This is a genomic window from Bradyrhizobium sp. USDA 4474 (genome assembly GCF_054057515.1).
This window is the reverse complement of record NZ_JBSRZJ010000001.1, coordinates 1-26,474: the sequence shown is the minus strand read 5'-3', so window position 1 is coordinate 26,474 and position 26,474 is coordinate 1. Positions and strand designations below refer to the sequence as shown.

Below are 26,474 nucleotides of genomic sequence, written 5' to 3'. Positions count from 1 at the left end.
GCCATCTGGGAGCCGATGAAGATCCAAGCCAAAACGGGGAAAGGTCTTGCTGTCTTTGGCAAGTAACCTAGGCAATCCTGATTGCGCGCTAGCCTGAGGTTGCGGGATGGCTTTCGCTCATCACAGAACTAGAGTTGAGCCCTTCTTATATGACGACTTCCATACGGAAGACCTGATCAAGCTATTTCTTCACGTAAGCATGGAAGCCGAAATGTAGACGGTAACAGGACTTGGCCACTTTATAGGCCATTCTGATGAGCGTGAGTCCGATGTTACGACCGACATGGCAAAGGAGAGCAGGTCCACAACGCCGGCGGCAGGTATTCGCGGCTGCATCCGGCTTTTTCAGCGGCGGCCGTGATGGTGCCGACGTCCCCGTGCGCCATGGCGTCGATCGCGGCCATGATCTTCTTGCTGATGCGCTTGGGCTTGGCCTGCTCGTCAGTCATGGCAATTGCCTTCCCGATCCGGCGTCACTTTCGGTGGTCGGCGTAAGCGGCGCCACGGCGATTGCCGCCGCGCCGGGGTTTCTTCGACAACCCCCGCTCGCTTGAAATGAGCACGGCACCGGCGCCGACACCCTAGCCGTTATCAAATCTCCTCCCAGCAACGCCAAGTGACAGCCATGCCAAGCCTAGCGTGCCGATTACGGCGGTTGCGCTGTTGGACCCGATGCGGTCAGCAAGCCATCCCAACCAAAAGAAGCCAATCGGACCGATACCGATGCAGCTGTAAGGACACCCAGTAAGCGCGAGCGCGTCCCGGCGGCCAGCCAGCCAGCGCGCAATATGGGTGTTTTCCCTAAAAGACGCGGGCGCAACGGTCCGGCGGCGATCATATCCGATCCGGTCCCACAGACACGCGGGTTCTCGTGCGATTATTCAGATCAACGATCTATTCTCGCATAACGCGACGAGCCTCTTCGGACCACGTGGTGTTCGAGTCCGCATTCTTGTCGTTTGCGGCCAGGAGCATCGGGTTCCTTCATGAGAAGTCGCTGCATCAAGCGGGAGAACCTCCTTTGAGCGTAAATCAAGAAAACGGTTTGGACGGTGAACGTTGATCGCAAGCGGCAGCTGGCATCGTGTGGGGGGCGCCGGCATCGCGGCATGGAAGCGCGGCGACTGCCCTAATTCTTGGATGGCGGTCAGGTTCGCCTCTGGCCTGGATCGACCCCGCAGCGGCATGAAATCGCGCGATAGCTACGCCGTCGGTTCCACTGAGCTACGCTGGCACCGCAACCAAGCAACGGAGTTCGAATGCTGTTTTCACGAACCGAGTGCCCTGCTATTCTCGCCGCTCGCAGTCTGTCCGGGAGGCCACAATGAGATGGTTTGACTGGCTGTTTGGAAGCGCGGCTCAGCCGACAAAAGGGCTCTTCGCGAGATTTCGACGGAAGTCAAAGGCCGCAACCGATCCCGATCTTCTCAAGATCGCCAAGGATCGAAAGGGACACGTTTCGCGAAGAGCCGTAAGGGACGAATACAACAAGCTCGTCCTGGAGAAGTACGCGCACGATAAGGCGTGACTACTTCATCCCAGTGGTCCGGACATTGCGCGGTGACCATCTCAGTCCCTAACGACGCGGCGCGATGCGCGAGTGCGAGGAGCACGGCTGGACCCAGGACCGCGCCAACCCCACCTGGCACCCGAGGTCCCTCCGGATGTCGCGGAAATCCGCGAGGTACTGAATTCGATCGGCAATCCTGCCGGGTGTCCGCCCGAAGGGACCTTAGGCTCCAAGTTCTCCCAGAATGCGCTCACGGTCCTGTTCGTGAAGCGTCGCTTCCACCGCATGGCGGCGAGGACGGCATGCGCGTCGGCCGTGTCATGCCGCGGCTCAAGGATTCTCACCGAGCCAAGCGGGCTTTTCCCTCATCGACCTGGCGCTCGGCTGTCTCCAGATGCCGTTTCATGGCCGTTCTCTCGCTCTGCACCACACCTCCGGAAGCAGCCGCACCCTAGCTCCTTTCGGTCAGGTCGATCAGCATGTCATGGTTCACGTTTGCCGCGCTATGCAAAAAGTTTAGATGCGCACGAGGGAACCCCGGGAGACTACAGCGCTCGAGGTGTTCTGCCGGCTCGCCGCCGGGCTAGCGGAGCGGCCATACGCCTAAACCCCCTGTCTCTCCGCAGACACTACTGGGAGTAAGCGTAAGCGTGCCTCGCCCTCCTCCGCCGCATCTTCTGGAGACATTTATCTGCCGCTGGAGGACTTTGGGAAGCGCGCCGAGCTGTTCTTGGCGCCAGACCGACGAGCAGGACACCGACCACGAGACCGTGCTGCGGGACCTGATCTCGGGCGGATACCTTATCCCGTGCAGATCGTCGTCTTCAACGCCATGGAGACCTGGTACCACGATCGCCACCCAGAGCATCGCGGACGCACTCGCCGAGCGAGCCGCCCGCGATGCGATTGACCTCTCGCCAGCGCTCGAGGCCTTCGTTCGAGCAAATGGCTTAAATTCGTTTGACTTCCAACTGGCGCTGCCGCTGCGCTTTCCATCCCGGCCTTGAAACTAGGCCGTGCTGCGGCACGCAAGTCGAACATGACATTCTGCGCTCGATTCGAGAACATTCGGTGGGTCTCCGGCTCACCCCGATCAGCCCATGTTCGGCCATCGCGCCTGTGCGTGGGGAAGTAGCGCAACATCAGGCGGAGGTCCGCTCTCCGCGCTAGAGCGGACCAGATTTGCTCAACCTGAGTTCTTCGCGTTTTGGACCCAAAGCAGACTTACCAGCGTAGTCCGTTGAAGGGGATCACTTCGCCGAGCGCCCATTTGCCGCGGGACGAGCAGTTAGCCTAGTCGCTTTGGCAAGAAGTGATCCGCGGACCTCGGTCATGCGTTCTAACTACGAAAAGCCCCTTGTCGAGCTACTATGGTCGCTGCTATCCGAGCTTTAACTGTGCCAATCCGGGCCAAGGCTGGCGTGCCTCGCGGGGTTGTCGCGCGGCTGCCGACCAGTGCGAGCAAAGGGCCGAAGGCGAAGGTGGACTGGGCTGACTTGATCGGACGCGTCGCCTCTTCCGGTGACAGAGATGCCTTCAAACGCCTATTCGAGCATTTCGCGCCTCGCATCAAGGGATTGATGCTGAAGGCAGGGTGCAGTGCGGACGAGGCCGAGGAGATCGCCCAGAGCTCAATGATCGCCGTGTGGCGGAAGGCGAGCCAGTTCGATCCGTCGACATCAGGGGCCGCAGCCTGGATCTTTACGATCGCACGGAACTTGCGGATCGACATGTTCCGCAGCAAGGCGCGGGCGGACCGCGTGCGGGGCGTTGCCGAGCTGCCGGATACGCCGGATCCCGCCGAACCGGTCGATGCGGCCATTTCACGCGTTCAGGATGCTGCCCGGATCACGTCGGCCATCGAGCGGCTATCGGCGGAGCAGTCAAGGGTGGTGAGACTTTCGTTCATCGAGGAAAGGCCGCATCCGGAAATCGCAGGCCTGCTTGGAATTCCGCTCGGAACGGTGAAGTCGCGTATCAGGCTGGCGATGAGCCGCCTGAGAGAGCTATTGGACGAAGAAGCATGACCATCAGCCATCATCCGCCGGAAGATCTTCTGGCCGACTTTGCCGCCGGCAGGCTGGAAGAGGCCCACCACCTTGTCGTGGGGGTGCATGTCGCTGAATGCGTCCGCTGCGCCCGGTTCGTGCGTGCGATGGAGCAGCTTGCGGGCTTGGCACTCGGGGAGGTCGCTCCGGTGCCGCTAGCATCGGATGCATTCGAGCGCGTGCTGGCCCGGATCGACGACGCGGCCGAACCGAGAGCTGCGCCGCCCTCGACCGAGACGTTCGCAATGGTGCGAGACGTTCCACCGGCGCTGCGGAACTACCGCGTCGGCAAGCCCAGGCGCGTTGCGCCAGGTCTGAGCATGCGGCCGATTGAGCTGTCCGGCGCAGGTAAGGCACGGGCCTTCCTGCTAAGGTCCGCGCCGGGCACGCGGATGCTCGAACACACGCACACCGGTACCGAGTTGACTCTCGTGCTGGAAGGCAGCTTCAGCCACGAGGGCGGCCGTTTTGGCCCTGGCGATTTCGACTATGGCGATGACGAGGTCGATCATCGACCGATCGTCGGCGACGATTGCCCATGCCTCTGCCTGGTTGCGATGACAGGTGATCTGCGCATGAACGGTCTGCTTGGCCGGCTGATCGGGCCATTTGTGCGACTCTGATCTTCTTCAGTCCCTCTCCCGCGGGGTGATCCGACCGCGATCTCCAAGCGTTTCAAAGCCGAACGCAAGGGAGACGGGACATGGCCTGCTCACGTCGGGCAACACAGGTACAGAGCGACGGATTGCCCGAACTGCTCGCCTGTGTGTCACGCGGCGACGCTCGAGCTTTCTCCGCGCTGCACATGATAACTCGGGGCAGACTGCGCAGGATCGCGCTTGCCGTTGGCGTAGCGCCGCATGATGTCGAAGACGTCCTGCAAGAGACCTACCTGAAGATCTGGCGCAACGCCCCTCAGTTCAATGCCGAGCGCGCTCCCGCGATGGCGTGGATGTCCGCGATCGTGCGCAATACCGCGATCGATTATCTGCGCGTCAGAAGACTGCTGACTGACGCGTTCGACCACGCGCTGTCGATAGCGGCCGGCGAGAATCCGTCTGGGACCGACGAACTCGACTACGCCAGTGCCGAACCCCTCGCCTTTGGCGCAATGGCTCGTTTGCCAGAAGATCGCCGCACGCTGGTGGTGCTCGCCTATCTCGAGGGCGAGAGCCGGGCCAATCTGTCACGGCGCTTCGGCGTGCCGGTGGGAACGATAAAGACCTGGCTGCACCGGGCTCTCCTGACGGTCCGCAAGGACTGCCTCGCCGCGTCTGGCACCGCCTGATGGTGAGGGAAAACCCGGCCTTGATCGCCGAGATCATCGAATTTCCGCTGCGCAGGCACGAGGACAACCTTGTGCCAGCGGTCATCAGGCTCGAGGAGATCGTGCGAGAGATCGAACGCATTGCGGTCGAGCAGCCTGCGGATGGTCTGCATCACCTGCTCACTGTGATCGAGCATTTGGGCGACAGGATGGTCGAGACGTCATCGCTATTGCTGGACGACGATGCAAACGGTCGAATCCAGACCGTCTTCACGACGTTATCTGAAAAGATCGCGGAAACCAGGGAGGCATTGGGTGAACTCGGGAACCACCTGCATCCGTGACGGCGCCATCAGCGACGCCAGCCGGGAGCCTCTGCTATTTTGCGGCCATTTGAGCTGTATTCACTGAGCGGCTCGCCGCCTCAAGTCCGCTCAACTCCAAGCGCGGCAGGAAAGCGGACGTCTCCCGAAGTCGCTGAAGAGCCAAACGCGACAAGTTCTAGGCTTTTTACGCCGCCCCTGATGCCTTCCGATATTTCGTATTGGTTTGCGAGCGCCGAGAGGGTTTTGGCAATGTTCCTAAGCACGGTGGTAGCTTCCGAATTCCATTTGATGAATTCATGCTTCGTTTCCGGCGCTATAGGCGGGAAACGAACGAGCGTTCGCGGGATCAGCTCAGCTCCTGCGCAGACCTCGCGTGAATGACCGTGAGGGTGACGGGGTGAGCATCAAAAGCGTCGGCATGGCACTCCACTCCAAGCTTCTAGCAGTTGAGCAGGAGCAGCGACAGATTGAGCACCCTCGCGAACGCGAGCCAGGCCGCATAGGGCAGGAAAAGCAACGCCCGCAGCCGGTTTGCGGTCCACTGCCGCCAGATGAATGCGACGATGACGACGAACATTGCAGCGGTCACGCCGAGTGCGACGTCCATGCGATGAAGCGAAAAGAAGATCGGCGACCAGGCGAAGTTTAGGATCATCTGAATCGCCCATAGCCTCATAGAAACGCCGCGCGGCTCTGCCTCGAAGGTGCTATATCCCGCGACGGCGATGAGCAGGAACAGGATCGTCCAAACCGGAGCGAAGACGGCATTCGGCGGATCGAAGGATGGCTTGTTCAGTGCGGAATACCAGGCCCCAGGCCGGTTGAGCACGCCGATCAGAAGCCCCGCGGCGGGAACGAGACAAAGAAACGCGGCGCGGTGATACCAATTCCCGCTTTTGCGGCCTTGCTCCATCGGCGGCCTGGTTGTGGCGCTCATGATCAGGGCATCATCCTTTGAGCGACGAGAAAGCCCGCCCAGGCGCTGACGCCGGCGAGAACCGATCCCCAGCAGATGTCCGCCACCGACAGGCCGGTCGACCAGCTTCGCAGCGTTGCTTGATTGGTCAGATCGTACGTCGCGTAGGTGAAACAGCCGAGCAGCGCACCGGAGGCAAATGCGCGTAGCGCGCCACCGTCCTGCTGCGCGGGCAGCACCGAGAACCAGATCAGCCCGGCGGGATAGGCCAGATAGAACACCGCGGCAGCGGCCAGATCGGGTTCGGACCGCAACATGTCGCCGAGCACCGGCCGATAGAGCCTTTCGACCATGGTCCTGAGCCAGATCATGTCGAAACCAAAGAAGGTGATCGCGACGGTGAGATACGTGAAGACCAGATTCATACGGCGTTCCCTTCCGCGCTCGCAGTCGCCAGCCTGACGAGGGTGTAACGACCCGAAGGTCGAATCGGATCACCCGACCGGCTCATTCGATCTTGCCGCCCGCTAGCCAGACCGCCTGGTCCCTCGGGGCGCCCGATCAATACGGCGAATGTCTGGGCGGCCACGGGAAGAACGCGCTGGTTCTGGCCTGGTACGCGCCATAGCGCTCGCCTCGCGATCGTAGCATCTGTTCCTCAAGCGGTGGGATGCCGGTCACGCTCACGAGGATCCAGTACATGATGGTTGGTGCGGCGATGCTGGCCCAGCCCCAGGGGTATTGAGGCGACAACGCGATGACGGGGTAGGCCAGCCATCCCAACCATTCGAAGAAATAATTCGGATGGCGTGACCAGCGCCAGACCCCGGTGTCGCAAATCAGACCAGCTTCGGGATGCGAGCGCTTGAAGCGACGCAATTGCTCGTCGGCGATGGCCTCGCCGACGACCGCTACCAGTATGATGAACGCTCCGGCATAGTCCTGTAGTCCCAGGCCGGGGCCCGGAGCGTGCGCGGCGAGAAAAATAGAAAACGGCAGCGGGACCGAGGCCAGCGCCTGGGATTGCAGGAAAAAGAACATGCGGCGGGGCGCTGCGAAGCCCCATTCGCGCGCATAGTTCGCATAACGCGGATCATCCACACCTGCGGCAGAACGACGCGCAATGTGCGTCCCGAGTCTTGCCGACCAGCACAGTACCAGCCCTGCAACGAGAACACGGCGAGCCTGCGAACCATCGTCGAGAGGCCATAGGGCGACCACGGCGCCGACCAAACCGATCGAATAGGACCAGATGACGTCGACCCAACCCGAATTGCCGGTGCGCTGTCGGACGACCCAAGCCAGCGCCATCAACGCGGAAAGAGCCAGGGTAATGCCGGCTACGATCTGAAAGTGCGGGACAAGCATGCTTCACCGGCGCTGTTTTCCGTTGATACGTCTAACGTATGCACCGGTTTCATCATCGGCTCCAAGCTCGGCGAAGGGGACGGTGATCCAAGGCGACTCCGCGAGCGTTCTTATTCACGGCCTGCAAAACAGAATGCGGATCGGTGATGAGCCGCGGGAAATGGCTTTGACGCAAAGACGTTTCTTGCTGCTTTGAGGCGACAATAGTGCAAGGGGGCAATGAAAGATGCGCTTGGCAGTGATCGGGACGGGAATTGCAGGCAATGCTGCTGCCTGGCTCCTGTCGAAGCGCTACGCTGTGACGGTGTACGAGCGCGAGCTGCGACCGGGCGGGCATAGTCATACCGTTCAGATCGACTATGATGGCGAAGCCATTGACGTTGACGTCGGCTTCATCGTGTTCAACGAGCTGAACTATCCCGAGCTGACATCGCTGTTCGCGCAACTGGGGGTGAAGACCGTCGAGACGTGCATGAGTTTTGCGATGTCCGCCGATCACGGCCGCTTTGAATGGCGCGGGGGCGGCGAAGGCATTTTGCGAAATGCACGCGGTCTCTTCGCCCAACCGAGCAACCTGGTCTCGCCGTCGCACTTTCGCATGCTGGCCGACGTCGTGCGATTCAACAGGCAGAGCGTCGCCGATTTGCGCGCCGGTCGGCTCGAGAAGATGACGCTCGGTGAGTATCTGCAAACGGAATCGTTTGGCGCGCGCCTGTTCTCCAGATATCTCGGACCGATGGGGGCCGCCATCTGGTCATCCTCGCCGGCGGAGATTCTGTCGTTTCCCGCGGAGAACTTCGTCACCTTCTTCGATAATCACAGGCTCCTGCACCTGGGCCGCCCGCGCTGGCTCACCGTGGCGGGTGGCAGCCGGCGCTATGTCGACAAGCTTACCGCTATGTTCAAGGACGTTATCCGGCTAGGCTGTGCCGTGACGTCGGTCACCCGAACGGAGCATGGCGTGACGATCAGCGACATTCATGGCGGTGTGGAGAGCTACGATGCGGTCGTGATGGCCTGCCACAGCGACCAGGCCCTGGCGGCGCTCACCGACGCCAACGCGGCGGAGAAGTCAATTCTCGGCGCGATCCGCTACAGCCCCAACGCCGTTTATCTGCATCGCGATCCCAGTCTGATGCCCAAGCGCCGGCAGGCATGGGCATCCTGGAACTTCCTGCAATGGCCGCGGCAAACACCTGTCGAGAACGACGTCGCCGTGACTTATTGGATGAACCGGCTGCAGGGCATCGACGATCGCAAGCCGCTGTTCGTCAGCCTCAACCCGCCGCGCGCGCCGGCGTCCGACCTGACCTTTGCAAAATTCAGCTTCGCTCACCCGCTCTACGATATGGCTGCGTTCGCAGCCCAACGACGGCTTCCTGCAATTCAAGGCCGTCGTCGAACATGGTTCTGTGGAGCGTGGACGGGGTACGGCTTCCACGAAGACGGTCTGCGGTCTGGGATCCGGATAGCAGAAGCCATGGGCTGCGAGCCGCCTTGGCGCCAGTCCACGTCATTGCTGGCGCAAGCAGCCGAGTAGCGGCGATGTTCGGGTCGAGACCGCACAGAGACAGAGACGCCGCCGCTCCGGTCGTGCTCTATCGGGGAAAGGTGATGCACGCGCGATGGCGGCCGGTGCAGTATAGATTCACATACGAGGTGATGAACCTTCTAATCGATTTGGACCGACTGGACGGTGCGGACCGACAGTCGCGCTTTTTCGGGGTCAATCGAGCCGCAATCTTCAGCTTCCACGAGCGTGATCACGGAGGCCACAAAGGCGCTAAGCTGAGTCATTATGTGCGGCAACTGGCAACCGAGCGCGGCATCGACCTCTCGGAAGGCCGGGTTCTGCTTCTGTGCTATCCGCGGGTGCTGGGCTACGTGTTCAACCCGCTCTCAATCTACTTCTGCTATAGCGCGAGTGGCGAGCTCGCATTGTTGATCTACGAGGTGCGCAACACCTTCGGGGAGATGCATTCCTACGTCCTGCCGGTCCGAGAGGCGCCCGCTGAACGGGCGATACGCCAAACTCAGGTCAAGGAGTTCTACGTGTCGCCCTTCATGGAAATGGAGATGCATTACCGCTTCAGCATCTCTCGACCGGCGCGGCATGTGCGGGTCAGGATCGTACAGCGGAACGAACAGGGTGCGATGTTTGCGGCCGCCTTTTTCGGCCGACGGCAGCGGCTGACCGGCCCCCGGCTCTTGGCGGCATTCTTCGGTCTGCCGTTTCTCACCTTCAAGGTGATCGCTGCCATCCATTGGGAGGCGTTGCGGCTCTGGATTAAAGGTGTTCCCTACGTAGGGCGGTTGAAACAGCGCGGAAATTGAGATCATGGACCTCGCAGCCAATCATCAGACTGCTCGCTTCGAAGATGTGCCGTTCCTCGCACGGCTCGCCTTGAGGCTTGCTTCGCAGCTAAAGTTCGGCAGTGTGCATGTGCGCCTTCCCGATCGTAGGACCATCGTCTTGAGGGGCGGCGAACCCGGCCCATCCGCCACTATTCAGCTCAACAATTACGGGTTTGCCCGCAGCCTCATCATGGGCGGCGATATCGGCATGGCCGACGCCTTTATTAGAGGCGACTGGACGACGCCCGATCTGACCCAGCTTCTTTATGTGTTCTGTCTCAACGACGACCTCGTCGAGAGCGCCTTTGCCGGCAACATGTTCATCCGACTCTGCCGCAGGATGCTTCACAGAGTACGCCGCAACACGCGAGAAGGGTCACGGCAAAATATCCATGCGCATTATGATCTCGGCAACGAGTTCTTCGCAGCATGGCTAGATCCAAGCATGACCTACTCGTCGGCTCTGTTCTCGGCCGAGACAGCGGACCTTGTGGCCGGGCAACGATTCAAATACGAGCAACTGGCGAAGGACATCGATTTGCGGCCCGGTCAGACGGTGCTCGAGATCGGATGCGGCTGGGGAGGTTTCGCCGAGTTTGCGGCGAAGACGCGCGGCGTCAGCATCTTGGCACTCACCATCAGCAAAGAGCAACACGACTTCGCCCGCCGACGGATTCACGAAGCCGGACTTGCCGAAAAGGTCGAAGTCCGGCTGCAGGATTATCGCGATCAAACGGGTCAATTCGACCGCATCGCCTCGATCGAAATGTTCGAGGCCGTCGGCGAGCAGTTCTGGCCCGCATACTTCCACCAGCTGCATCAACGGCTCAAGCCGGGCGGCCTGGCGGGTGTCCAAACCATCACCGTCCAGGACGCACTGTTCGACAGCTACCGGCGGCGCGTGGACTTCATCCAGCGCTACATTTTTCCAGGAGGCATGCTGCCTTCGGCGGGGATCTTGCGCTCGCTCGGTGAGCGCTTCGACATTCCCATGATGGGCGAGCGCGTCTTTGGACAAGATTATGCCAGGACGATCGCAATCTGGCGAGCAAATTTCGGTCAGGCCTGGGCTGACCTGACCTCGCTCGGGTTTGACGAGCATTTCCGACGACTTTGGGAATACTATTTGTCCTACTCCGAGGCGGGGTTCAAAGCCGGAAAGATCGACGTCCGCCAGTTGGTCTTTGCGCGTCGAGGTTAGAACCTAATGGGCGATTGCTGTTCTTGTTGCCGGCCCTGGCTCACGCGATTGTTGGCCCGGCGGCCCACGAAAGTCGCAGCCATCGCGCTCGCCAATAAGCTCGCCAGGATGGCTTGGCGATGATGGCCAGGAATGTACGGTGTCAGGAGCCGGCCGCGCTAGCGGCCTAAGCGAGATCGCGCCGACATTGCCGGCATGACGTAACGATTGGGAGGGCGAACAGCACGTAATGCAGTGCCGGTCGACAGGCGATCAGGACAACCCAAATGGGCCATGCATCTCCAATGCGTGCTGTTGACCGGGACCTGATCCACGGAGGGCATTATGGCCAGCGGTTATGTGTACCGCGCAAACAGGCCGAACACATGGCTGAAGATTCCTCTTGCCAACGCGGAGCCGTCACACATGGCCCGTAGCCGACCTTCTCGCGAAGCACCCAAGCGTCAGCTTTGACCCGTTCCGGACATTATCGCTTTCAAGCGGGGGTTCGATCACCCGATTATTGTGGTAATTTGCCCGCATAGACCCTTTAAGCTATGGAAGCTGGTTGGGGAGCGTGTCTTGACGCAGCCTATCGACACTCAGCGCAGGCTGGTCGCCATTTTCGCGGCGGATGTTGAAGGTTATAGCCGCATGATGGGAACCGACGAGGTCGGGACCCTCCGAGCCTTGAGCGAAAGACGGGTCATCCTCGACACACTTATCTCATCCCACCGAGGCCGCATTGCCAACACTGCGGGAGACAGTGTCTTGGCTGAGTTCGGCAGTGCTGTGGATGCCGTTCACTGTGCCGTGGCAGCTCAGGCGGCCCTCGCGGAGGCCAATGCTGGGGCCGCACCCGACCGACCTATCAACTTCCGGATCGGCGTTCATGTTGGTGACGTCATGGTCAAGGACGGCGACCTCTTCGGTGATAGCGTCAATGTCGCTGCTCGCCTTCAAACGCTTGCCAGTCCGGGTGGCGTCTCGATCTCCGGCGCGGTTTACGACCATGTCCGCAAGATACTACCATTCAGCTTCGCTGATCTCGGCGCTCAACAGGTCAAGAACATCGAGGATCCGGTTCAGGCTTATTCGGTGACTGCGCTGAAATCCTCCGCAACTCCGGATGTCGCGAGAGCTTCGCCGCATAAGCAGCCCCTTGCGCTGCCCGACAAGCCTTCTATCGCCGTGCTCCCGTTCCAGAACCTAAGTGGCGACCTGGAGCAGGAGTACTTCGCCGATGGAATGGTCGAGGAGATCACCACCGCGATCGCTCGGCTACCGTGGCTGTTTGTAATCGCTCGCAATTCGAGTTTTACCTACAAAGGCAAGGCAGTCGATGTGAAGCAGGTGGCGCGCGAATTGGGCGTGCGTTACGTGATGGAAGGCTCGGTGCGCAGGGGTGGCAATCGGATGCGCATTACCGGACAGCTGATCGATACCGCATCAGGCACGCATATCTGGGCTAACCATTTCGATGGAGCGCTCGAGGACATTTTCGAGCTTCAGGACCAGGTGGCGAGCGGTGTCGTCGGCGCGATCGAGCCAAGATTGTACCGCGCCGAGATCGAGCGGGCCTCGCGTAAGCCGACCGCGATCCTTGACGCTTACGATCTTTACCTTCGTGCTTTGTCGCAAGTGCATAGAATGACGCCAGAAACGCTCACGGAAGCGATTTCGTTATCCAAAAGGGCACTGCAACTTGATCCCTCGTATGCAGCCGCAGCGGGATTGGCAGCTTGGTGCCGCGGCATACAAAGAGGTCAGGGTTGGGTTCTCCCAGCCGGTCCAGAGGACGACGACGGCATCCGCCTTGCCAAGCTGGCGATCGAAGTTGGGACCAATGACCCCGATGCTCTCTGGATGGCGGCCTATCTCTTGTCCGTCGTCGGGGAGCAAACGACAGCGCTCTCCGCGCTGGATCGCGCGATTGCACTGAATCCAAATTCGGCGCACGCTTGGGGGACCAAAGCCATGTGTCAGTCCCTTCGCGGCGCAGCTCATGCCTTGGTTGCTGTCGAAGCTGGCAATCGCGCAATCCGGCTCAATCCGCTCGATCCACTGTGCTACATCTATAAGTTCGCCGTCGCGTTGGCATATCTGGGTGCTCGCCAATACCAGGATGCCGAAGTCTGGATCGACGACGCGCTGCGCGAGCAACCAAGATTCCACGCTTCATTTCGCGTCAAAGTCTCTCTTTGCGGGCTTCTCGGCAGGAATGATGAGGCCCTAGTCTGGTTGGGTCGGCTCCTCGCTCTTCAACCCGGCCTAACGATTGCCGCGTGGACGGCTCACGCAGCTACCTTTCTTGCGCCGGAGACGAAGGCACTGATGATCGAGGGTTTGCGGCAGGCCGGCCTGCCCGACAAATAATGATGACCATCTGAACGTCTTGCTCAACCCGGCATTTCCAAACCGCGAGGGACCAATCCGCATGGGGCGAAAAGGATTACAAACGGGAAGACGTTCCCGACGGGTTCTTGGCGAAGGCCTCTTAATTTAGCACGGTAGCTAGCTTTGAAGGGATGACTGGCCGGTACGTTTTCATCACTTCAATCTCCAAAAAAGAAAAGGCCGGTTCATCGGAGCCGGCCCTCTGATTATTCCAAGAATGTGACTCAGTACCTTGCGATGATCGGGCCGCCGAACTTGTAGTTCAGACGCACAAGACCCATGTCGACATCCTGAGTGATGCGGTCGGTCTGGAAGGGGAAGCCCCCGGGAACCGTTGTGAGCGTTCTGTTCTGATTGCTCAGGAAGATGTGGTCGTACTCCAAACCGACCGACCAGTTTGGTGCGAACCCGAACTCGAGGCCGGCGCCCACTGTCCCGCCCCAACGAGTGTCATCTGCAGTTGCGAGCCGTGTCCCCGCACCGGGCGTGCCAGCGGCAGCGTAGATGTCATATCTGTCGCCAACCACGGCCGCACCGCCCTTGACGTAGAACAGCACGCTGTTCCAGGCGTAGCCGATCTGACCGGTGATCAGGCCGAAGGAGTTGATCCGCGATCGATTGCGGTCGCCCGTGACCAGCGCGCTTCCGGGGAATATGAGGCTGACATTGTCGCCACTGAAGTCAGCCCAATTGCCCTGACCTTCGAGGCCAAACACCCAGTTGGCGGACTGCCAGCGGTAGCCGATTTGACCACCGACTGTGCCGCCCGTTGCGTTGTGGCAGCCTTCTCTCGCAAGAGCGCCAGGGACTCCGGTCACGGCGCCGGTGGTGTCGACGAAGTCCCAGCAGGTGTGGGCGGAGCCGCCACCACCGTTAATGCCGATGTAGAATCCGCTCCAGTCGTAGATGGTCGCGACCATTGGCGCCGGCGCCTTGGTGTACGGCCGCGCCGCAAGATCGGCGGCGTTGGCAGGAGCTGCCAGTCCCAGTGTCAGTGCTAGTGTCCCGGCCGCAGCCGCAGTCAGTTTCTTCATTCGAGTCTCCCCCGATAACCAGTTCATGAATCGGCGCGTTCGCCCGCTTGCCGATCAGTAGTATGTGGCTCTCGCGCGTACGTTGCTGTAGCTGGCCTGCCACACTGGCGATCAAAGGAAGGCCAAAAATCCTTATATGTATTAATCAGTCGGGAACCTAATGCCTGGCGTCGTGCATAGCACGAAGGCCCGACGCGGTTGAAGGAATGTAGAGCCGCGCTCATGTGTCAGGGCTGTGTTAGCCGCGGTGCCGACGTTCGACCGGACTTCAATCGGAATAAGCCTGTCGTTCCTGCGATAGGATATCGGAATACGGTGGCAACGTGAGGCTCGTCACAGCGGCCATCGCTGGAGCACGTACATCCTGCATTCGTCGGCAATCAAGCCATACACAGAACAGGGAGAACGCAGATGAAGACGATTAGCGCTCGTGAACTGTCAGCCGTCAAGCTGGAAGCCGTTTCGGGAGGTTCTCCGAACCTCACCGTTCCAGCGGGTACGTTCGATAAGCTATTTGTGGCGATCGACAAGAATCTTGAAACGGTGAAGCAGCTGCCGAAGGGCGGTTACCTTCCGCCTGGCTAAGACAAGTGGGCTTGACTTTGAGCGGGTCGACGCGCGGCTTGGCCTTACTGCATCGCCAACGAAAAGATGACGGCGAGCGCGATCGTGGCCAGTGTCCAAGTCAGCGTGTGCAGCATCCAAGGTCGCATGCCGCGCGCTCCAGTGTTCATTGGCCTCTGAGAAGCCGCTACGGCTGGCGCGCCTCTACGGCTTTTTGGTCGAGCGCAGGGACGGCCTCTATCGCCCGGGCGGCAGTCAACCGTCATGCTCGATGGAATCGGCGCGGAAGACGGTTGAAGGTGGCTGGCTGCTAGAGCACGGCCAGAGGTATGAGCTCACAGAGCAAAGTCTGAAGGCCACAGAATGATCCGACTGATCATCCCAGTAGTCAGCGGCGGGGCCGGCGAACCCTGCCCGATTGATACCCTTACTTGCTCTGCCATGTCAGCGCCTAATTGCCCAGGTCAAGCACTTTACCTGAGTTGCCATCCCCTTCCCCCATAATGAGCCCTTAACCCTGAGTACGTCGCCGGGCAACTATCCTTGGTCTCTAGACTAGTGCAGCCGCTCGTGAGGAGGATGAACCTCACTCATCTGCTCCAGTCGTTGCTCTAACCGCTCGTTCAACAGCATCAGCGCTCTAACCGCGCCGCGCAGGTCGCCGTCACAAGCGGCGACGATCTCATCGATCGCCAGCTCGTAATGATCAAGAGCAGAGTTGGTGCGTTGGCGTGGCATACGAACAACATCCAAACAGAAACCTAAGTAGATGGTCGCAATGCACGGGCATTTTCCCCGCAATTCACAGGATGCTCTCGACCCAAAATGATTTCGATGCACCGGACGCAGCTCAACTCGCCGTCTGCGTGCGGTGGCGGAGGCGTGGTTAGAAGTTCTACCGCGACTTGCTCTTGCAGTTGTGGCGGAATCGTGTGGCTCTTAGACTGTTGCTCTAGGCGCGCCCTGTTTAGGTTCGGGCTCGCATGAGTTCGTTCGCAATCCGAAACGCGGTGAAGCAAAAGCCGCGCGGGCGTTGCAGATTTACAACCCGCATAGCCATTCCAGATACTAAGCTCGTCACATCAAGAGCGCCGAAACATATTTCTTGTTTTACTTAATGCGATCAGCGGAGACGCAAATGTTTGATGTCTATCGCAATGACAAGCGCGAGTTGCTCGTACTCAACAATGGCTCTGCAATACCGGTCGTTTGCTCCCAGAATAAGTGGCGTAAGAGCAGGAAACGAGTTCTCAGGGTCAGCGACGAGATCAAGTCAGCCGTTAAGAGACAGGGCTATTATGTTCGCAGCTTGCGGGTCACAATGGCGCGGCTGATCTAGGTCGAGCAAGCCGGCGGCTTAGGTCGTCCTCGCGCCATCTAACTGCGCCAGTCCGGCCTCGATCACGATGATATCTTCCTCGATCTGGAATGGTTGCCCGGCAATCAAAACCAGTGCGCGCCTTTAGGTCCACGGCCGGCTTCCGGCGCTGCATGCGCAGATCGTCGAGAGCCGCCTTGTCCTTCAGGCCAAACGTATGCGCTCACGATAAGCTCGATTGCGTTTGGTATCCCGACCCCAGTCTTAATTTTCCAGCCGCAACGCTTAGCCCGCAAGCCTCCTCATGACGGCATCTCTTCGCAAATTGTGTCCAGCAACCGTCAAATGGGACCCTGCGATTAAACCGAGCCGCCTTAACGCCAGGAGGGCGAGAGGGTCACATAGTTCAAGGGAAAGTCCGGCTCCCAATGTCGCAATGGCGCGCTGTTCATCGGTATCTAGATCAGCCCACGAAATGTTCATCACGCGGCTCCGTGCTCAAACAATTATCTAAAACCCAAACGCGTGCCTGATTTGCCGCAGCATAGCCATGGCCGCGTCGGTGTACCGACCGTCGTTTAAGTAGTGATCCACCTGCGCTGTGCTAGTCAGCGCGACAACTGCTACTGTGAAGCCCTTAAGCATCGGGCCTCTCCTTCAATAGACTGCCAACCGGGCGTGTCGAAAAATCAAAGCATTCTTGGAACTGGCTGCCGCCTATGGCGACGTAATAGGGGAGATGGTGACAGCGACTCGTAACCAGTTTCTTAATGGGCGCGATGTCTGGATGCGAGCGCCAATGACGAAGACGCCGGTACTGTTGCGGTATCGTTGCAAGAGGCGCGCGAGCCCGCCACTCGATGCCCTGCCATTTGCCGGCCTGGCAACCATACTCGGGGCCCCACTTACGTCTCCTCGTACCGCTGCCCCCTCAAATCCGGACATTGGGCGGCGCTCTTTGAATGCCTGCTAGAAGTCAACGTGGGTGCAATCAAAGAGGACCGCCAACTGAGGCGGCCTTATCGCAGCGTGGCTTGATGGCCGAAGCTCGTAATGAGCATCGCCATGCTCAGTGTCACAGTGAGGAGGGCTTGTTCCAGTCCATCCCTCCCAATGCGACCGCTTTAGCCGCGAGTTCTCATCCTCCAGTGCCTTCAGCCGCTTGGCCTCAGACACCTTCATAACGCCGAACTTCGCCTTCCATTTGTAGATGCTGGCGTCGCTGACGCCGTGCTTGCGGCACAGGTCGGCAACCGAAACGCCGGCCTCGTGCTCGTTCAAAATCCCGAGGATCTGTCTTCCGAAAAGCGGCTGCGCTTCATGCTCTGGTCCTTGTCTTGGGCTAGAACGAACTTCAAATTGGATTAAGCCCGTGGGGCAAGGTCATCCTTCCGATGGCCCCCGCTCAAGATCACCTTCGGCGAGGTGCGCGGGATGGGCTTGCGAGCCGCCTTGGTCTACTGCCACTGCGTACATCACGTTGCTCTGGACGCAAATTGCTGGCCAACGACATGCGGCTGTCAGATGTCGAACCGCGCTTTGTTTGTCAGACGTGCGACAGCCACTGCGATGTCCGGCCCGCCTTCGAGCGAGGCAATCAGCGGCTTGCCATCCGATCACGGTAGTCACCCGTAAATTTCCCAGGTAACAGGGCCGCCAGCGTGAACCGGCGGGCTAAAACGCAGGAGCGAAGCCCGCGCCCTGGAGTGTGTGACCTTCGTCACAGCGCAGATGAATTAAACGGTCTGAACCTGCGACATCAGATCGAGCGGGGAGCAATCCCGCATGAAGCGGGAAGAATGGTGACACCATAGACAACAACAACAATCTCCCGTGAAGAACCAAGAGGCCGCCTCAGTTGGCGGCCTTACTCCATCAAAAGATGACGGCGAGAGCGATCGTGGCCAGTGTCCAACTCAGCGTCTGCAGCATCCAAGCTGTCGTGTATGGCCCTTCAATCGCGTGACGTGTCGTTCTCGCTGCCAGACATCAAGGTTGTGCCCATCGAGTAGTTGGGCCGCCTTCTCTTTGGCTTCTTCGCCGTTGGCGCAATCCAGCTCATGCACGCCGGTGATGCGCCCTTCATCGTCTAAGATGTAAGCGCGGTAGTCCATGGCAGTCGTTCCCCGTAGCTGGACCGATTATACCACCGGCTAAATGACTGAAAAGCACTGAGGCGGCCTTACTCTGCGGCGTCTTTGGCCTGCATATCGGCTAATGCGCGCTCCAGCTCGCCAGCCAAAATCCTGTAGTGCGCCGCGGTGCGGCGAAATACGCCTCGCTTGATATCGCTCTTGGCCGAGCGCTCAAGCTCCTCGCATTGGGCGATGTTCACCCGAAGAGTCTCGAGATGGGTGAGGATGTCTTTCATGGAGCTGTTCCGATCATCCCGGCTCACTAGCAGGTCGCAGATGACTGGAATACCACAAATGATGGGTGCTTCTTTCGGCGCCCGCAACTCGCCGTGGATCACGTTCTGGAGGTCCTGCCACTCGATGGGTCTTCCTCCGGGAACAGCTCTTGCCTCTTCCGGCCTAAGAAGGTGTCCGGTTTGGGCACTTTCAGCGCTTCGGACGCTTGTGCGACCCGTGCCCGCACGCGGTCGTTCTGTTCGGCAACTTCAGAAGCCAAGTTGTGCGCGCGATAGACAGACCTATCCGTGATGACGGTGCTCCCTGTTATGCAGGCGGGAGCGATCGTCTCTCAGCCACCGACGCCTACGGGCAGAGCCTCGGCCGGTGATGATGTGACAACAGACCGTTTGGCGGGCGGTTCCTACGTCAGTCTTCCCAGATGCGTTCGCCGCACTGGCACTGGTAAAGCCGGACGGTCTTGCCTCTTCGGGTGTCGAGTATGGATTGGGTCAGGCGGGGGAAGGCAGCGCAGGCCAGGCAACGAGGCTCTTGGTCCTGCGTCTGCTGTCGCGGTAGCTGATCTTCGTGATGCGTAGCCACTTGCTCAAGTCTCTTAAGGAAAGGCTTAAGCGCAAAAGTAAACATTCGTTCCAATTTGAAATCAGGCCAATGCGAAAATCAACTTAGGCCACTAGGGGTTAACACAGGCCAGCGCCCGGCACTCCATAAGAACATCCGAGAAACGGGGACAAAACGCAGCCGGGCGAAACCGTACCCCGCCGGTCAGAGCGTCAGGAACAAAGGCCGCCGCGTAAGCTTGTGAGTCCCGCTGGCTCGCCGCCCGAGCTGGCGGAGCGGCCCCGGCCATATCCCCTAGCCCCCTGCGAGCCGGGGCCGTCTCTCCGCAGTATCGGAGTAGAGTATGCGTGCCTCGCCCTCGATTGTGCCGCTGGATCGTCTGGACCGGGACATCTACTTAGTGCTGGAGGATTTCGGGGCGCGCGCCGGCTGCTCTTGGCGCGAAACCGACGAGCAGGACGCGGATCGCCAGACCGTGCTACGGGATCTGATCTCGGGCCAGTATGCCTATCCCGTGCGGATCGTCGTGTTCAACGCCATCGAGGGCTGGTCCCGCGACGCGACAGAGGACATCGCCGATGCGATCGCCGAACGCGCTGCTCATGAAAGGCTCGATCTCTCGCCCGCGCTTGAGGCTTTCGTCCAGGCCAACGCCACGAGGCGCCTAGACGTACAGCTCGCTCTACCGCTCCGAGGCACGGCCTAAGGCAACCCGCTCGACACACGCCATGGGAGGATTGTCTGAGAGGGCGTGGACGGCCCCGGCCCCGGTAGAGAGGAGTGGTGAGGTCGGGGCCGCTGGAGGTTGCCTGGCCTTCACGCTAGCAAGGACCAAGCGAGAACGAGGCTATCAAGCTTGCAGCATTCCTACTGTTCGCTTCAGCACTGTTCCGGTTAGGAACTCGCCCTGTCGTCTCGGATTGGTAAATTCGCGTGTGAATGCATATCTGCGCTTTCATGCGTATCGCGTACGAGCTCTGCCTGGCTACCGCTGGCAAGCAGGTGCCCGGCGGGCCGGACTGGATTCACGAAGTAAAGCATGATGGCTACCGGATGCTGGTTATCCGCGAGCCTGAGCGCGTGCGCCTGCTCTCGCGCAACGGCACCGACTGGACCAAGCGTTATCCCTTGATTGCTGAGGTCCCCGCCGAAGAGTCGGCAGAAGCAGTTCGTCATCGATGGCGAAGCCGTGGTGACGGCATTTCCGATTTCAACGCGCTGCACGCCCGCAAGCACGAGCATGAGGTGCAGCTTTATGCCTTCGACATTCTCGCCATAGACGGCGATGATATGCGCGTTTGCCCTTGCACCTGCGACCAACCTGGCAAGGCTTTTGCGTGGCGTCCGGAGCGCATCACCGTTGCGCCCTTCGAGCGTGGTGCGATCGGGCCGGACTTATTCCGAGCGGCCTGCCGCTTGGGTCTCGAAGGATTAGTCTCCAAGCATCGCGATCGGGCGTACCGCGGCCGGCGGCAGAAGCACTGGATCAAGGTGAACAATCGGAGCCACCCAGCCATGGGAAGGGAGCTATAATCCGTGCCCTCCAGCTGAACCGGTGGGCCGTGCGCCTGCAGGCAGGAAGGGAGTAGACCACATCGGCCCCAGCCTGGAGGTTTTTCCGGATCGAAAAACGAGCTGGGACCGAGCGGTCTGCCGCCGCGTAAGTGGCAAACACTCCCGCATTTCCAAAAATTGCTTGCTTGCGCACTAACATTTGTGAGTCCAGCGGGCGGATTGGAACACCTGGTCGAAGTGAATATTTGCTGGTTCGGATTCGCCATAAGCCAAACGCCACTTAGAGATTGTGGTCAGCGGAGTTTTGTCGCTATCCAATTGATCGCCTCGATAAGATTTTTACTAGTCGTGGGCAAAGCCCGAATCTAGCAGAAGGTCGCCTCCGCTTTGGGGGGAAGACATGGTCATGGCAGCAGCTCTGCCGATCAACTTCGCGCTCGTCGCGTCGTCTGAAGAGATGTAGCTGAAATGAAAAGGCCGCCGGACCCCCAGGTATCTGATCGATCGCTCTTGGCTAGTCGTTAGCGCAATCTGTGCCCGCTTCAGCTTTATCTAGTCCCCGGAAATACGTCGCCAAAGCTCCCCCGGGGTGCCATCCAATACCTCTTGGGCTTTCCGCTTTGCCACCGCGTCGTTAGCGCATTCAAATTCCACCGCGCCGACTAAGTCGCCTCGTTCATCCAGAATGTGGAGACGATAACACGAAATTGCTTCGTCTTCCGTGCCTCGGTCCGACATGTCGGTATTTCCCCTCCTTAGGGAGCGCTGCAAGTCCCATGTATTCCAATCAGAACACCCACACTGAAGGAAAGCCCGCCATTGGCGACGGGCTTTAGGCTCGGAGGAAAGGCACCCGTGAAGACGCAGTAAAGCCTACGATGAGTCGACTGGGTATTGTGTGTCGCGATCGACACTGTGGACAACAAAGAGCTGCTGTCGCGTTCCAGAACTAACGCGCAGCGCCGATAACAAGCTAAACAGAGGAGAAAAGTGGTGGTTGATCCAGGGGGCTTCTATCGTGCTCACAACGTGCAGATGAGGTGCGCTTTCGATCATCGGCAATGAAGTGCGGCGTGGCGCCCCTGCTGTCCAAGAAGTATCTTAGGAGACCGATGCATCTTGCCAGATTTCATAGTGGGCTTTCAGAGCAAGTCCGATAGCAGGATTATCGAAGAATGCGTAACAGCGGATTCCGCAGCCGAGGCTGTGCGTCGCTTGAAAGCAAAATACCCGGCGCCCCTATTCAGCTTCACATTCATCACCCCGGCGACCCGCAAGAAGCCACCGTCGAAATATGGCGCTGACTGACGGCAAGGTGCGCCGTCTTCCGTGCAGTATTGGCGTATAACGGTCAAGCGACACAAAGATCGTCCGAAAAGAGGTTCGCCGAGCGACCGCTCGACAAGACCAGATCAACTGCCTGCCCCTTGTACTCGTCCGAATATGACCAACGCTTCCGTTTCGCCATCCGACACCTCTCTGCCTAAGCTAAAGGCCGATTTAGGGGAGGCCACTTCTCGAATCGTCATTCGTGGAGGCACATAATGAAAATCCTCTTTTCTGCCACTGACAATCCTACGGACGTGCGAGTTCTGCTTGGAGCCGATGAAGTTTTGGGCGAACAGGCCAACTGCAGAGTATTCAGTCGCAACGATTGCGCGCTCGTGGCTAGCGAGACAATCATGCCCGCAGCGCCCTTCCAAGCACTGTCACTTAAAAAGCCATCGCTCTGGCGTTGACTTTTAGCCGACAGTTCGGTCGGACTGTCGACTTCCTGGTAGCCCAGGTCAATCTTGGGGATGCGCGTGACCGAGCAGCTATTCTTAGTTCTCCATCGCGCTTCCAAAGGTTCGGCCCCCGTCAGAACAGGACAATTGTCTGTAGGGAAAGGATCCGGTTCTCGGCAAGTGACGGTCACGCGAGGTAAAACTGAATATCCTGGTGTGCTGCTTGGGCGGCCTAGTCATGAAGCAGTGCGAATTCGCCGCTACGTAGTTTAAAAACCCGGGGCAATCGTTGGCGAAAGCGCTGGCTGGAAAAAAGTTAACATCTCCTCTTGTGTCGATCGAGATGAGAGGCTGAAACAATGAAACTCCGCTCGAAGAGTCTCTCCGGCTGTGCACCTAGGGCCGGTGCTGATCGATCATTGTTCAGCCAGTCGGCAGCTCGTCATGAGAGCGTTCTGACTGCATTTCCAAGCGGCGCCCAGATCGGAGCTAACTGGGCGCGGGATAAACGCGATAGCGGCCATGAGCAGCGCGGCGGTGAAAGCAAGAGCCCGGGCGTTCCGATAAGGTGTCATAGGTGTCTCTCCATGCCTTGAGATGGAGCAATCATTCGCCCTTCCCGCTTCAACTTCATTTCGTCTGCGTCCTAATCGTGTTTCCGGACCGTTTCGACCGGCGCTGGCGGGATCCGCCGTCAAAGCGGGCCCGCCCTGCGCCGAAAGTTCCCGCACCTCCTTCGCGAACCGGCGTAAATTTGCGTGTGAGTGCCTAGCTGCGCTTTCATGCGTATCGCGTGCGAGCTCTGCCTGGCGACCGCCGGTAAGCAGGTCCCCTCAGGACCGGACTGGATTCATGAGGTGAAGCACGACGGCTACCGGCTGCTTGTTCTCCGGGAGGACAACCGCGTGCGCCTCCTCTCGCGCAACGGCACCGACTGGACCAGGCGCTATCCCTGGATTGCTGAGACCGCACTGAAGAACCGGCAAAAGAGGTTTGTGATAGATGGCGAGGCCGTGATCCTCGGGGTCGATGGCATCAGCGACTTTAACGCGCTGCACTCCCGCAAGCACGACCACGAAGTCCAGTTCTACGCCTTCGACATTCTCGCCGTGGGCGGCGATGATCTGCGCGTCCTGCCCTTGCACCTGCGCAAGACCAGCCTGGAAAGCTTTTGGCGCGCCGTCCGGAGGGCATCACCGTGGCGCCCTTCGAGCGCGGCGAGATCGGCCCGGACCTATTCCGAGCGGCGCGCCGCATGGGTTTCGAAGGCTTGGTCTCAAAGCTTCGCGATCAGCCGTACCGAGGCGGTCGGCAGAAGCACTGGATCAAGGTTAAGAACCGGCAGCATCCGGCGATGGAGCGCGAGCTGTGACCCGAGGCCACGAATTGAAGCGGCCCCACTGTCCTGTTGGCAAATTTACAGTTGCTTGCCTCTCGAGCCGCGCCATTAGCCTCCGAGCGCGCGCCACTCGAATACAATGATGATGCTTCCCAGCAGCGCGGTCCCTATGTAGCGAAATGGTGACAGCAACTCGTCTCCAGTTCCTTAATGGCCGATGTGTGGACGCGAGCGCCAAGAGCGAAGACGCTGGAGCGGCTGTTGCAAATATCGCCACAAGATGCGGTCGACCCTGCTGCTCGCTGAATTAGCCGCCCATCCAGCCATAATTGCGGAGAACTGCGTTGAGCAAATCAGGCCCGCTCCGCCTGAATGAGCTGACCACCATCAAAGGCATTTCGCTGACGGGCCACAAAGAGACATTAGCCCTAAGCGACGTCACAGCTCACCGCCGACTCTGTCGAAGCGCTTGCATCGCTTTAACGATGCGCGATGATACGAGCATGCGCTTCGCATTCAAGTTGCGGCCGCGGGTAAGAATCGCTTAAAGGAATATCGATACAACCTACACTAGCATGAGGCCCGTCGGCAATAGGGCTCGATCCGGGGAGCGAGACGGCCACCGTCAGATGCATTGCGACGGAGGGCGTTATTATGATGTCCTTAGGGAGCTATGCCATGTTTTCCAACATTTCCATACGAACGAAGATTACCGCCGTCGTCATCGGCCTCTTGGTGGCCCTGATCGCCACCAGCGCGCTCGCAATCTGGAAGATGCAGGTGATCAACGCCGCGGTCGTTGACATCCAGACCAACTGGCTTCCGAGCGTTCGCGTGCTCGGCGACCTGCGCGCAACCACTATCACTTACCGTAACGCGGTGCGGCAGCACCTCTTGAACGACCAAGCAGAGGACAAGGCGGACTTTGACAAGCGGATCGAGCAGATCGCTGAAAGGATGGCGCAGAATACTGCGGACTACGAGAAGCTCATCTCCGCTCCGCAGGAACGTGCGCTCTATGACCAATGGCGCGGTCTCTGGAACGAGTACATGAAGGGCGCGCAGGAGGTGCTGCGTCTGTCGCGCGTCGCGGTTGGCCGTTTCCCCCAAGAGGCAAACGAGCTCAACAGCAAGACCGTCAATCCCGTCGGCCTGAAGGCCGACAAGGTCCTGACAAGTGCGATCGACCTGAACAACAAGGGCGCGGACGAGGCCGGAGCGAAGGCCACGGCCGCCTACCACCATACCTTCAATACCGTGGTGGCGCTGGCGGCGACCGCCGGCGTCCTCGGCGCCCTCGTCGCCTTCTTCTTGGTGAGAAGCGTCTCGCGAGGGATCGCCGCGATCGTGTCGCCGATGCAAGCGCTCAGTGCCGGTGATCTGTCGGCAGAGGTCACGCGTCAGGGCGAGCGCACCGAGATCGGGCAAATGGCCGATGCGTTGCAGGTGTTCAAGGAGGCGCTGATCGCCAAGAAGGGGGCAGAGGAAACCAGGGCCGAGCAGGACCGGGAACAGGCCAAGCTCCAGCGGCGCAACATGGATCAACTCGCCGACGCATTCGAGACTGCGGTGGGCGAAATCGTTCAAACTGTCTCGTCAGCTTCAAGTCAGCTTGAATCATCTGCAAGCGCGCTGAGGTCGACGGCCGAACGCACGCAGAACGTGGCGACCGGCGTCGCCGCGGCTTCCGAGGAAGCGACCACCAACGTCCGGTCGGTCGCGTCCGCCTCCGAACAATTGGCGACCTCAGTGGGAGAAGTCGGCCGACAGGTTCAGGAGTCCTCACGCATCGCAAGCGAGGCGGTCCGACAGGCTGAAACAACGAATGAACAGATCACGCGTTTGGCGCAGGCAGCCGCGCGAATTGGGGATGTCATCGATCTCATCAACAGCATTGCTGGCCAAACCAATCTCCTGGCGCTCAACGCGACGATCGAGGCAGCGCGTGCAGGCGATGCCGGTCGCGGCTTCGCGGTGGTGGCGAGCGAGGTCAAGGCGTTAGCCGAACAGACCGCCAAGGCCACTGAAGAGATCAGCCAGCAGGTCGGGAGCATGCAGGACGCCACGGGAAAATCTGTCGCGGCCATCACGGATATCAGCGGCACCATTTCCAGAATGTCCGAAATCGCTACGGTGGTCGCGGCTGCGGTGAAGCGGCAGGGCGCGGCGACGCACGAGATTGCTCGAAACATCCAGCAGGCGGCCCAAGGCACCGGCGAGGTCAGTTCCGGCGTCGCCGACGTGCAACGCGGCGCAGTGGAAACGGGCAGCGCGTCGGCTCAGCTCCTGTCATCCGCCGGGCTGTTGTCGCGCAATTCGACTAGACTCAGGGACGAGGTCGCGAATTTCCTGCGCACAGTTCGAGCGTGACGCGTTCCTGAGAACGTGTGGCAGTTGTTCGGCGCGAGGCTTGCGCAGCTAGGCCAAGCTTGTTCGCGCCGACCGGCAGCGAGGAGGATTGCAAGCCTCTTCATCTCGGCTGTGGTCGACCAAGCCTTCGGAGTGTATCGCGAAGAAGGGGCCGGTTTAGTTCAAACGCCTTGGGCCTCTTTAGGTGCAATCTCTGCAACATCGTAACCAGTGAGCCGCCATGCTCGCTTCTTTCGCGCGCACCAACCGACGCGCAGCCGGATGCCAGCATCAGTATCTGCTGGTCCTCCGGCTGGGGAGGCACCTG

General features: G+C 59.8%; 22 protein-coding genes and 1 pseudogene. 14 read left to right on the top strand and 9 right to left on the bottom strand.

The genetic code is table 11. From position 1 onward, the window contains the following. Window positions 1-272: 272 nt before the first annotated feature. Complete coding sequence (locus ACVW16_RS00115) at window positions 273-449, bottom strand: hypothetical protein (RefSeq protein ID WP_456705469.1); 177 nt, start codon at window positions 447-449, stop codon at window positions 273-275. A gap of 2,542 nt (window positions 450-2,991) precedes the next feature. Here ACVW16_RS00115 and ACVW16_RS00110 point away from each other — a divergent pair. The 4 genes from ACVW16_RS00110 (at window position 2,992) to ACVW16_RS00095 (ending at window position 5,169) form a co-directional block, all read left to right on the top strand. Beyond that, a complete protein-coding gene (locus ACVW16_RS00110) occupies window positions 2,992-3,537 on the top strand; it encodes a sigma-70 family RNA polymerase sigma factor (RefSeq protein ID WP_456763852.1) in 546 nt (181 codons plus the stop codon). Continuing rightward, on the top strand, window positions 3,534-4,181 hold the full coding sequence (locus ACVW16_RS00105) for a ChrR family anti-sigma-E factor (RefSeq protein ID WP_456763853.1): 648 nt from the start codon (window positions 3,534-3,536) through the stop codon (window positions 4,179-4,181). The genes ACVW16_RS00110 and ACVW16_RS00105 overlap by 4 nt, the downstream gene beginning before the upstream one ends. An 80-nt stretch (window positions 4,182-4,261) precedes the next feature. Continuing rightward, the gene (locus tag ACVW16_RS00100) at window positions 4,262-4,846 is read left to right on the top strand and encodes an RNA polymerase sigma factor (protein WP_456802162.1); all 585 of its coding nucleotides are present in this window, start codon (window positions 4,262-4,264) and stop codon (window positions 4,844-4,846) included. Window positions 4,847-4,866: 20 nt separating this feature from the next. Next, window positions 4,867-5,169: a hypothetical protein gene (locus ACVW16_RS00095; RefSeq protein WP_456739201.1), complete on the top strand. Its 303-nt coding sequence runs from the start codon at window positions 4,867-4,869 to the stop codon at window positions 5,167-5,169. A gap of 421 nt (window positions 5,170-5,590) precedes the next feature. Here the strand turns inward: ACVW16_RS00095 and ACVW16_RS00090 are convergent, their stop codons facing one another. The 3 genes from ACVW16_RS00090 to ACVW16_RS00080 all read right to left on the bottom strand — a co-directional run bounded on the left by ACVW16_RS00090 (window position 5,591) and on the right by ACVW16_RS00080 (window position 7,435). Beyond that, window positions 5,591-6,088, bottom strand: coding sequence for a TspO/MBR family protein (locus tag ACVW16_RS00090; RefSeq protein WP_456739202.1), 498 nt, complete (start codon window positions 6,086-6,088; stop codon window positions 5,591-5,593). A 2-nt stretch (window positions 6,089-6,090) separates the two neighbouring features. After that, entirely contained in the window at window positions 6,091-6,492 is a 402-nt protein-coding gene (locus tag ACVW16_RS00085; RefSeq protein WP_456739203.1) for a DUF2177 family protein, read from the bottom strand. Between the two features lie 136 nt (window positions 6,493-6,628). Further along, entirely contained in the window at window positions 6,629-7,435 is an 807-nt protein-coding gene (locus ACVW16_RS00080; RefSeq protein ID WP_456739204.1) for a DUF1295 domain-containing protein, read from the bottom strand. A gap of 226 nt (window positions 7,436-7,661) precedes the next feature. On the opposite strand from ACVW16_RS00080, the gene ACVW16_RS00075 reads away from it, so the two are divergent. The 4 genes from ACVW16_RS00075 to ACVW16_RS00060 all read left to right on the top strand — a co-directional run bounded on the left by ACVW16_RS00075 (window position 7,662) and on the right by ACVW16_RS00060 (window position 13,346). Beyond that, window positions 7,662-8,975, top strand: a complete 1,314-nt coding sequence (locus tag ACVW16_RS00075) for an NAD(P)/FAD-dependent oxidoreductase (protein WP_456705477.1) — start codon at window positions 7,662-7,664, stop codon at window positions 8,973-8,975. Window positions 8,976-8,980: 5 nt separating this feature from the next. After that, window positions 8,981-9,769 carry a DUF1365 domain-containing protein gene (locus ACVW16_RS00070; protein WP_456705478.1) on the top strand — a complete coding sequence of 263 codons (789 nt, stop codon included), beginning with the start codon at window positions 8,981-8,983 and terminating at the stop codon, window positions 9,767-9,769. Between the two features lie 4 nt (window positions 9,770-9,773). After that, window positions 9,774-10,991, top strand: a complete 1,218-nt coding sequence (locus ACVW16_RS00065; protein WP_456705479.1) for a class I SAM-dependent methyltransferase — start codon at window positions 9,774-9,776, stop codon at window positions 10,989-10,991. A 561-nt stretch (window positions 10,992-11,552) separates the two neighbouring features. Beyond that, on the top strand, window positions 11,553-13,346 hold the full coding sequence (locus ACVW16_RS00060) for an adenylate/guanylate cyclase domain-containing protein (RefSeq protein ID WP_456739205.1): 1,794 nt from the start codon (window positions 11,553-11,555) through the stop codon (window positions 13,344-13,346). A 245-nt stretch (window positions 13,347-13,591) separates the two neighbouring features. On the opposite strand, the gene ACVW16_RS00055 is transcribed toward ACVW16_RS00060, so the two are convergent. Continuing rightward, window positions 13,592-14,401 (bottom strand): outer membrane protein, encoded by an 810-nt coding sequence (locus tag ACVW16_RS00055; RefSeq protein WP_456739206.1) that lies wholly within the window; start codon window positions 14,399-14,401, stop codon window positions 13,592-13,594. Between the two features lie 411 nt (window positions 14,402-14,812). Between ACVW16_RS00055 and ACVW16_RS00050 the strand changes: the two genes are divergently transcribed. Further along, a complete protein-coding gene (locus tag ACVW16_RS00050) occupies window positions 14,813-14,986 on the top strand; it encodes a hypothetical protein (protein ID WP_456802161.1) in 174 nt (57 codons plus the stop codon). A 534-nt stretch (window positions 14,987-15,520) separates the two neighbouring features. Here the strand turns inward: ACVW16_RS00050 and ACVW16_RS00045 are convergent. After that, complete coding sequence (locus ACVW16_RS00045; RefSeq protein WP_456705483.1) at window positions 15,521-15,703, bottom strand: hypothetical protein; 183 nt, start codon at window positions 15,701-15,703, stop codon at window positions 15,521-15,523. A 400-nt stretch (window positions 15,704-16,103) separates the two neighbouring features. Between ACVW16_RS00045 and ACVW16_RS00040 the strand changes: the two genes are divergently transcribed. Continuing rightward, window positions 16,104-16,304 (top strand): hypothetical protein, encoded by a 201-nt coding sequence (locus ACVW16_RS00040; RefSeq protein ID WP_456802160.1) that lies wholly within the window; start codon window positions 16,104-16,106, stop codon window positions 16,302-16,304. Window positions 16,305-17,402: 1,098 nt separating this feature from the next. On the opposite strand, the pseudogene ACVW16_RS00035 reads toward ACVW16_RS00040, so the two are convergent. The 3 genes and pseudogenes from ACVW16_RS00035 to ACVW16_RS00025 form a co-directional block, all read right to left on the bottom strand. Beyond that, window positions 17,403-17,605: pseudogene (locus ACVW16_RS00035) on the bottom strand (transposase); the annotation flags it as partial. A 594-nt stretch (window positions 17,606-18,199) separates the two neighbouring features. Further along, entirely contained in the window at window positions 18,200-18,397 is a 198-nt protein-coding gene (locus tag ACVW16_RS00030; RefSeq protein WP_456739208.1) for a hypothetical protein, read from the bottom strand. A gap of 68 nt (window positions 18,398-18,465) precedes the next feature. Then, window positions 18,466-18,654: a hypothetical protein gene (locus ACVW16_RS00025; RefSeq protein ID WP_456705486.1), complete on the bottom strand. Its 189-nt coding sequence runs from the start codon at window positions 18,652-18,654 to the stop codon at window positions 18,466-18,468. Window positions 18,655-19,559: 905 nt separating this feature from the next. Here ACVW16_RS00025 and ACVW16_RS00020 point away from each other — a divergent pair. The 4 genes from ACVW16_RS00020 to ACVW16_RS00005 all read left to right on the top strand — a co-directional run bounded on the left by ACVW16_RS00020 (window position 19,560) and on the right by ACVW16_RS00005 (window position 26,167). After that, the gene (locus ACVW16_RS00020; protein WP_456705487.1) at window positions 19,560-19,922 is read left to right on the top strand and encodes a hypothetical protein; all 363 of its coding nucleotides are present in this window, start codon (window positions 19,560-19,562) and stop codon (window positions 19,920-19,922) included. Window positions 19,923-20,173: 251 nt separating this feature from the next. Next, on the top strand, window positions 20,174-20,749 hold the full coding sequence (locus ACVW16_RS00015; RefSeq protein WP_456739209.1) for an ATP-dependent DNA ligase: 576 nt from the start codon (window positions 20,174-20,176) through the stop codon (window positions 20,747-20,749). A 2,566-nt stretch (window positions 20,750-23,315) separates the two neighbouring features. Further along, on the top strand, window positions 23,316-23,909 hold the full coding sequence (locus ACVW16_RS00010) for an ATP-dependent DNA ligase (protein ID WP_456802159.1): 594 nt from the start codon (window positions 23,316-23,318) through the stop codon (window positions 23,907-23,909). Between the two features lie 566 nt (window positions 23,910-24,475). Beyond that, entirely contained in the window at window positions 24,476-26,167 is a 1,692-nt protein-coding gene (locus ACVW16_RS00005; protein WP_456802158.1) for a methyl-accepting chemotaxis protein, read from the top strand. The last annotated feature ends 307 nt before the right edge of the window (window positions 26,168-26,474 follow it).

Excerpts from the sequence above, each read along its gene's own strand:
- ACVW16_RS00115 (WP_456705469.1), bottom strand. The coding sequence starts at position 449 with ATGACTGACGAGCAGGCCAAGCCCAAGCGCATCAGCAAGAAGATCATG.
- ACVW16_RS00100 (WP_456802162.1), top strand. The coding sequence starts at position 4,262 with ATGGCCTGCTCACGTCGGGCAACACAGGTACAGAGCGACGGATTGCCC.
- ACVW16_RS00025 (WP_456705486.1), bottom strand. The coding sequence starts at position 18,654 with ATGAAAGACATCCTCACCCATCTCGAGACTCTTCGGGTGAACATCGCC.
- ACVW16_RS00005 (WP_456802158.1), top strand. The coding sequence starts at position 24,476 with ATGTTTTCCAACATTTCCATACGAACGAAGATTACCGCCGTCGTCATC.
- ACVW16_RS00090 (WP_456739202.1), bottom strand. The coding sequence starts at position 6,088 with ATGAGCGCCACAACCAGGCCGCCGATGGAGCAAGGCCGCAAAAGCGGG.
- ACVW16_RS00040 (WP_456802160.1), top strand. The coding sequence starts at position 16,104 with ATGTTTGATGTCTATCGCAATGACAAGCGCGAGTTGCTCGTACTCAAC.
- ACVW16_RS00080 (WP_456739204.1), bottom strand. The coding sequence starts at position 7,435 with ATGCTTGTCCCGCACTTTCAGATCGTAGCCGGCATTACCCTGGCTCTT.
- ACVW16_RS00075 (WP_456705477.1), top strand. The coding sequence starts at position 7,662 with ATGCGCTTGGCAGTGATCGGGACGGGAATTGCAGGCAATGCTGCTGCC.
- ACVW16_RS00020 (WP_456705487.1), top strand. The coding sequence starts at position 19,560 with ATGCGTGCCTCGCCCTCGATTGTGCCGCTGGATCGTCTGGACCGGGAC.
- ACVW16_RS00085 (WP_456739203.1), bottom strand. The coding sequence starts at position 6,492 with ATGAATCTGGTCTTCACGTATCTCACCGTCGCGATCACCTTCTTTGGT.
- ACVW16_RS00050 (WP_456802161.1), top strand. The coding sequence starts at position 14,813 with ATGAAGACGATTAGCGCTCGTGAACTGTCAGCCGTCAAGCTGGAAGCC.
- ACVW16_RS00070 (WP_456705478.1), top strand. The coding sequence starts at position 8,981 with ATGTTCGGGTCGAGACCGCACAGAGACAGAGACGCCGCCGCTCCGGTC.
- ACVW16_RS00015 (WP_456739209.1), top strand. The coding sequence starts at position 20,174 with ATGCGTATCGCGTACGAGCTCTGCCTGGCTACCGCTGGCAAGCAGGTG.
- ACVW16_RS00065 (WP_456705479.1), top strand. The coding sequence starts at position 9,774 with ATGGACCTCGCAGCCAATCATCAGACTGCTCGCTTCGAAGATGTGCCG.
- ACVW16_RS00105 (WP_456763853.1), top strand. The coding sequence starts at position 3,534 with ATGACCATCAGCCATCATCCGCCGGAAGATCTTCTGGCCGACTTTGCC.
- ACVW16_RS00055 (WP_456739206.1), bottom strand. The coding sequence starts at position 14,401 with ATGAAGAAACTGACTGCGGCTGCGGCCGGGACACTAGCACTGACACTG.
- ACVW16_RS00045 (WP_456705483.1), bottom strand. The coding sequence starts at position 15,703 with ATGCCACGCCAACGCACCAACTCTGCTCTTGATCATTACGAGCTGGCG.
- ACVW16_RS00030 (WP_456739208.1), bottom strand. The coding sequence starts at position 18,397 with ATGGACTACCGCGCTTACATCTTAGACGATGAAGGGCGCATCACCGGC.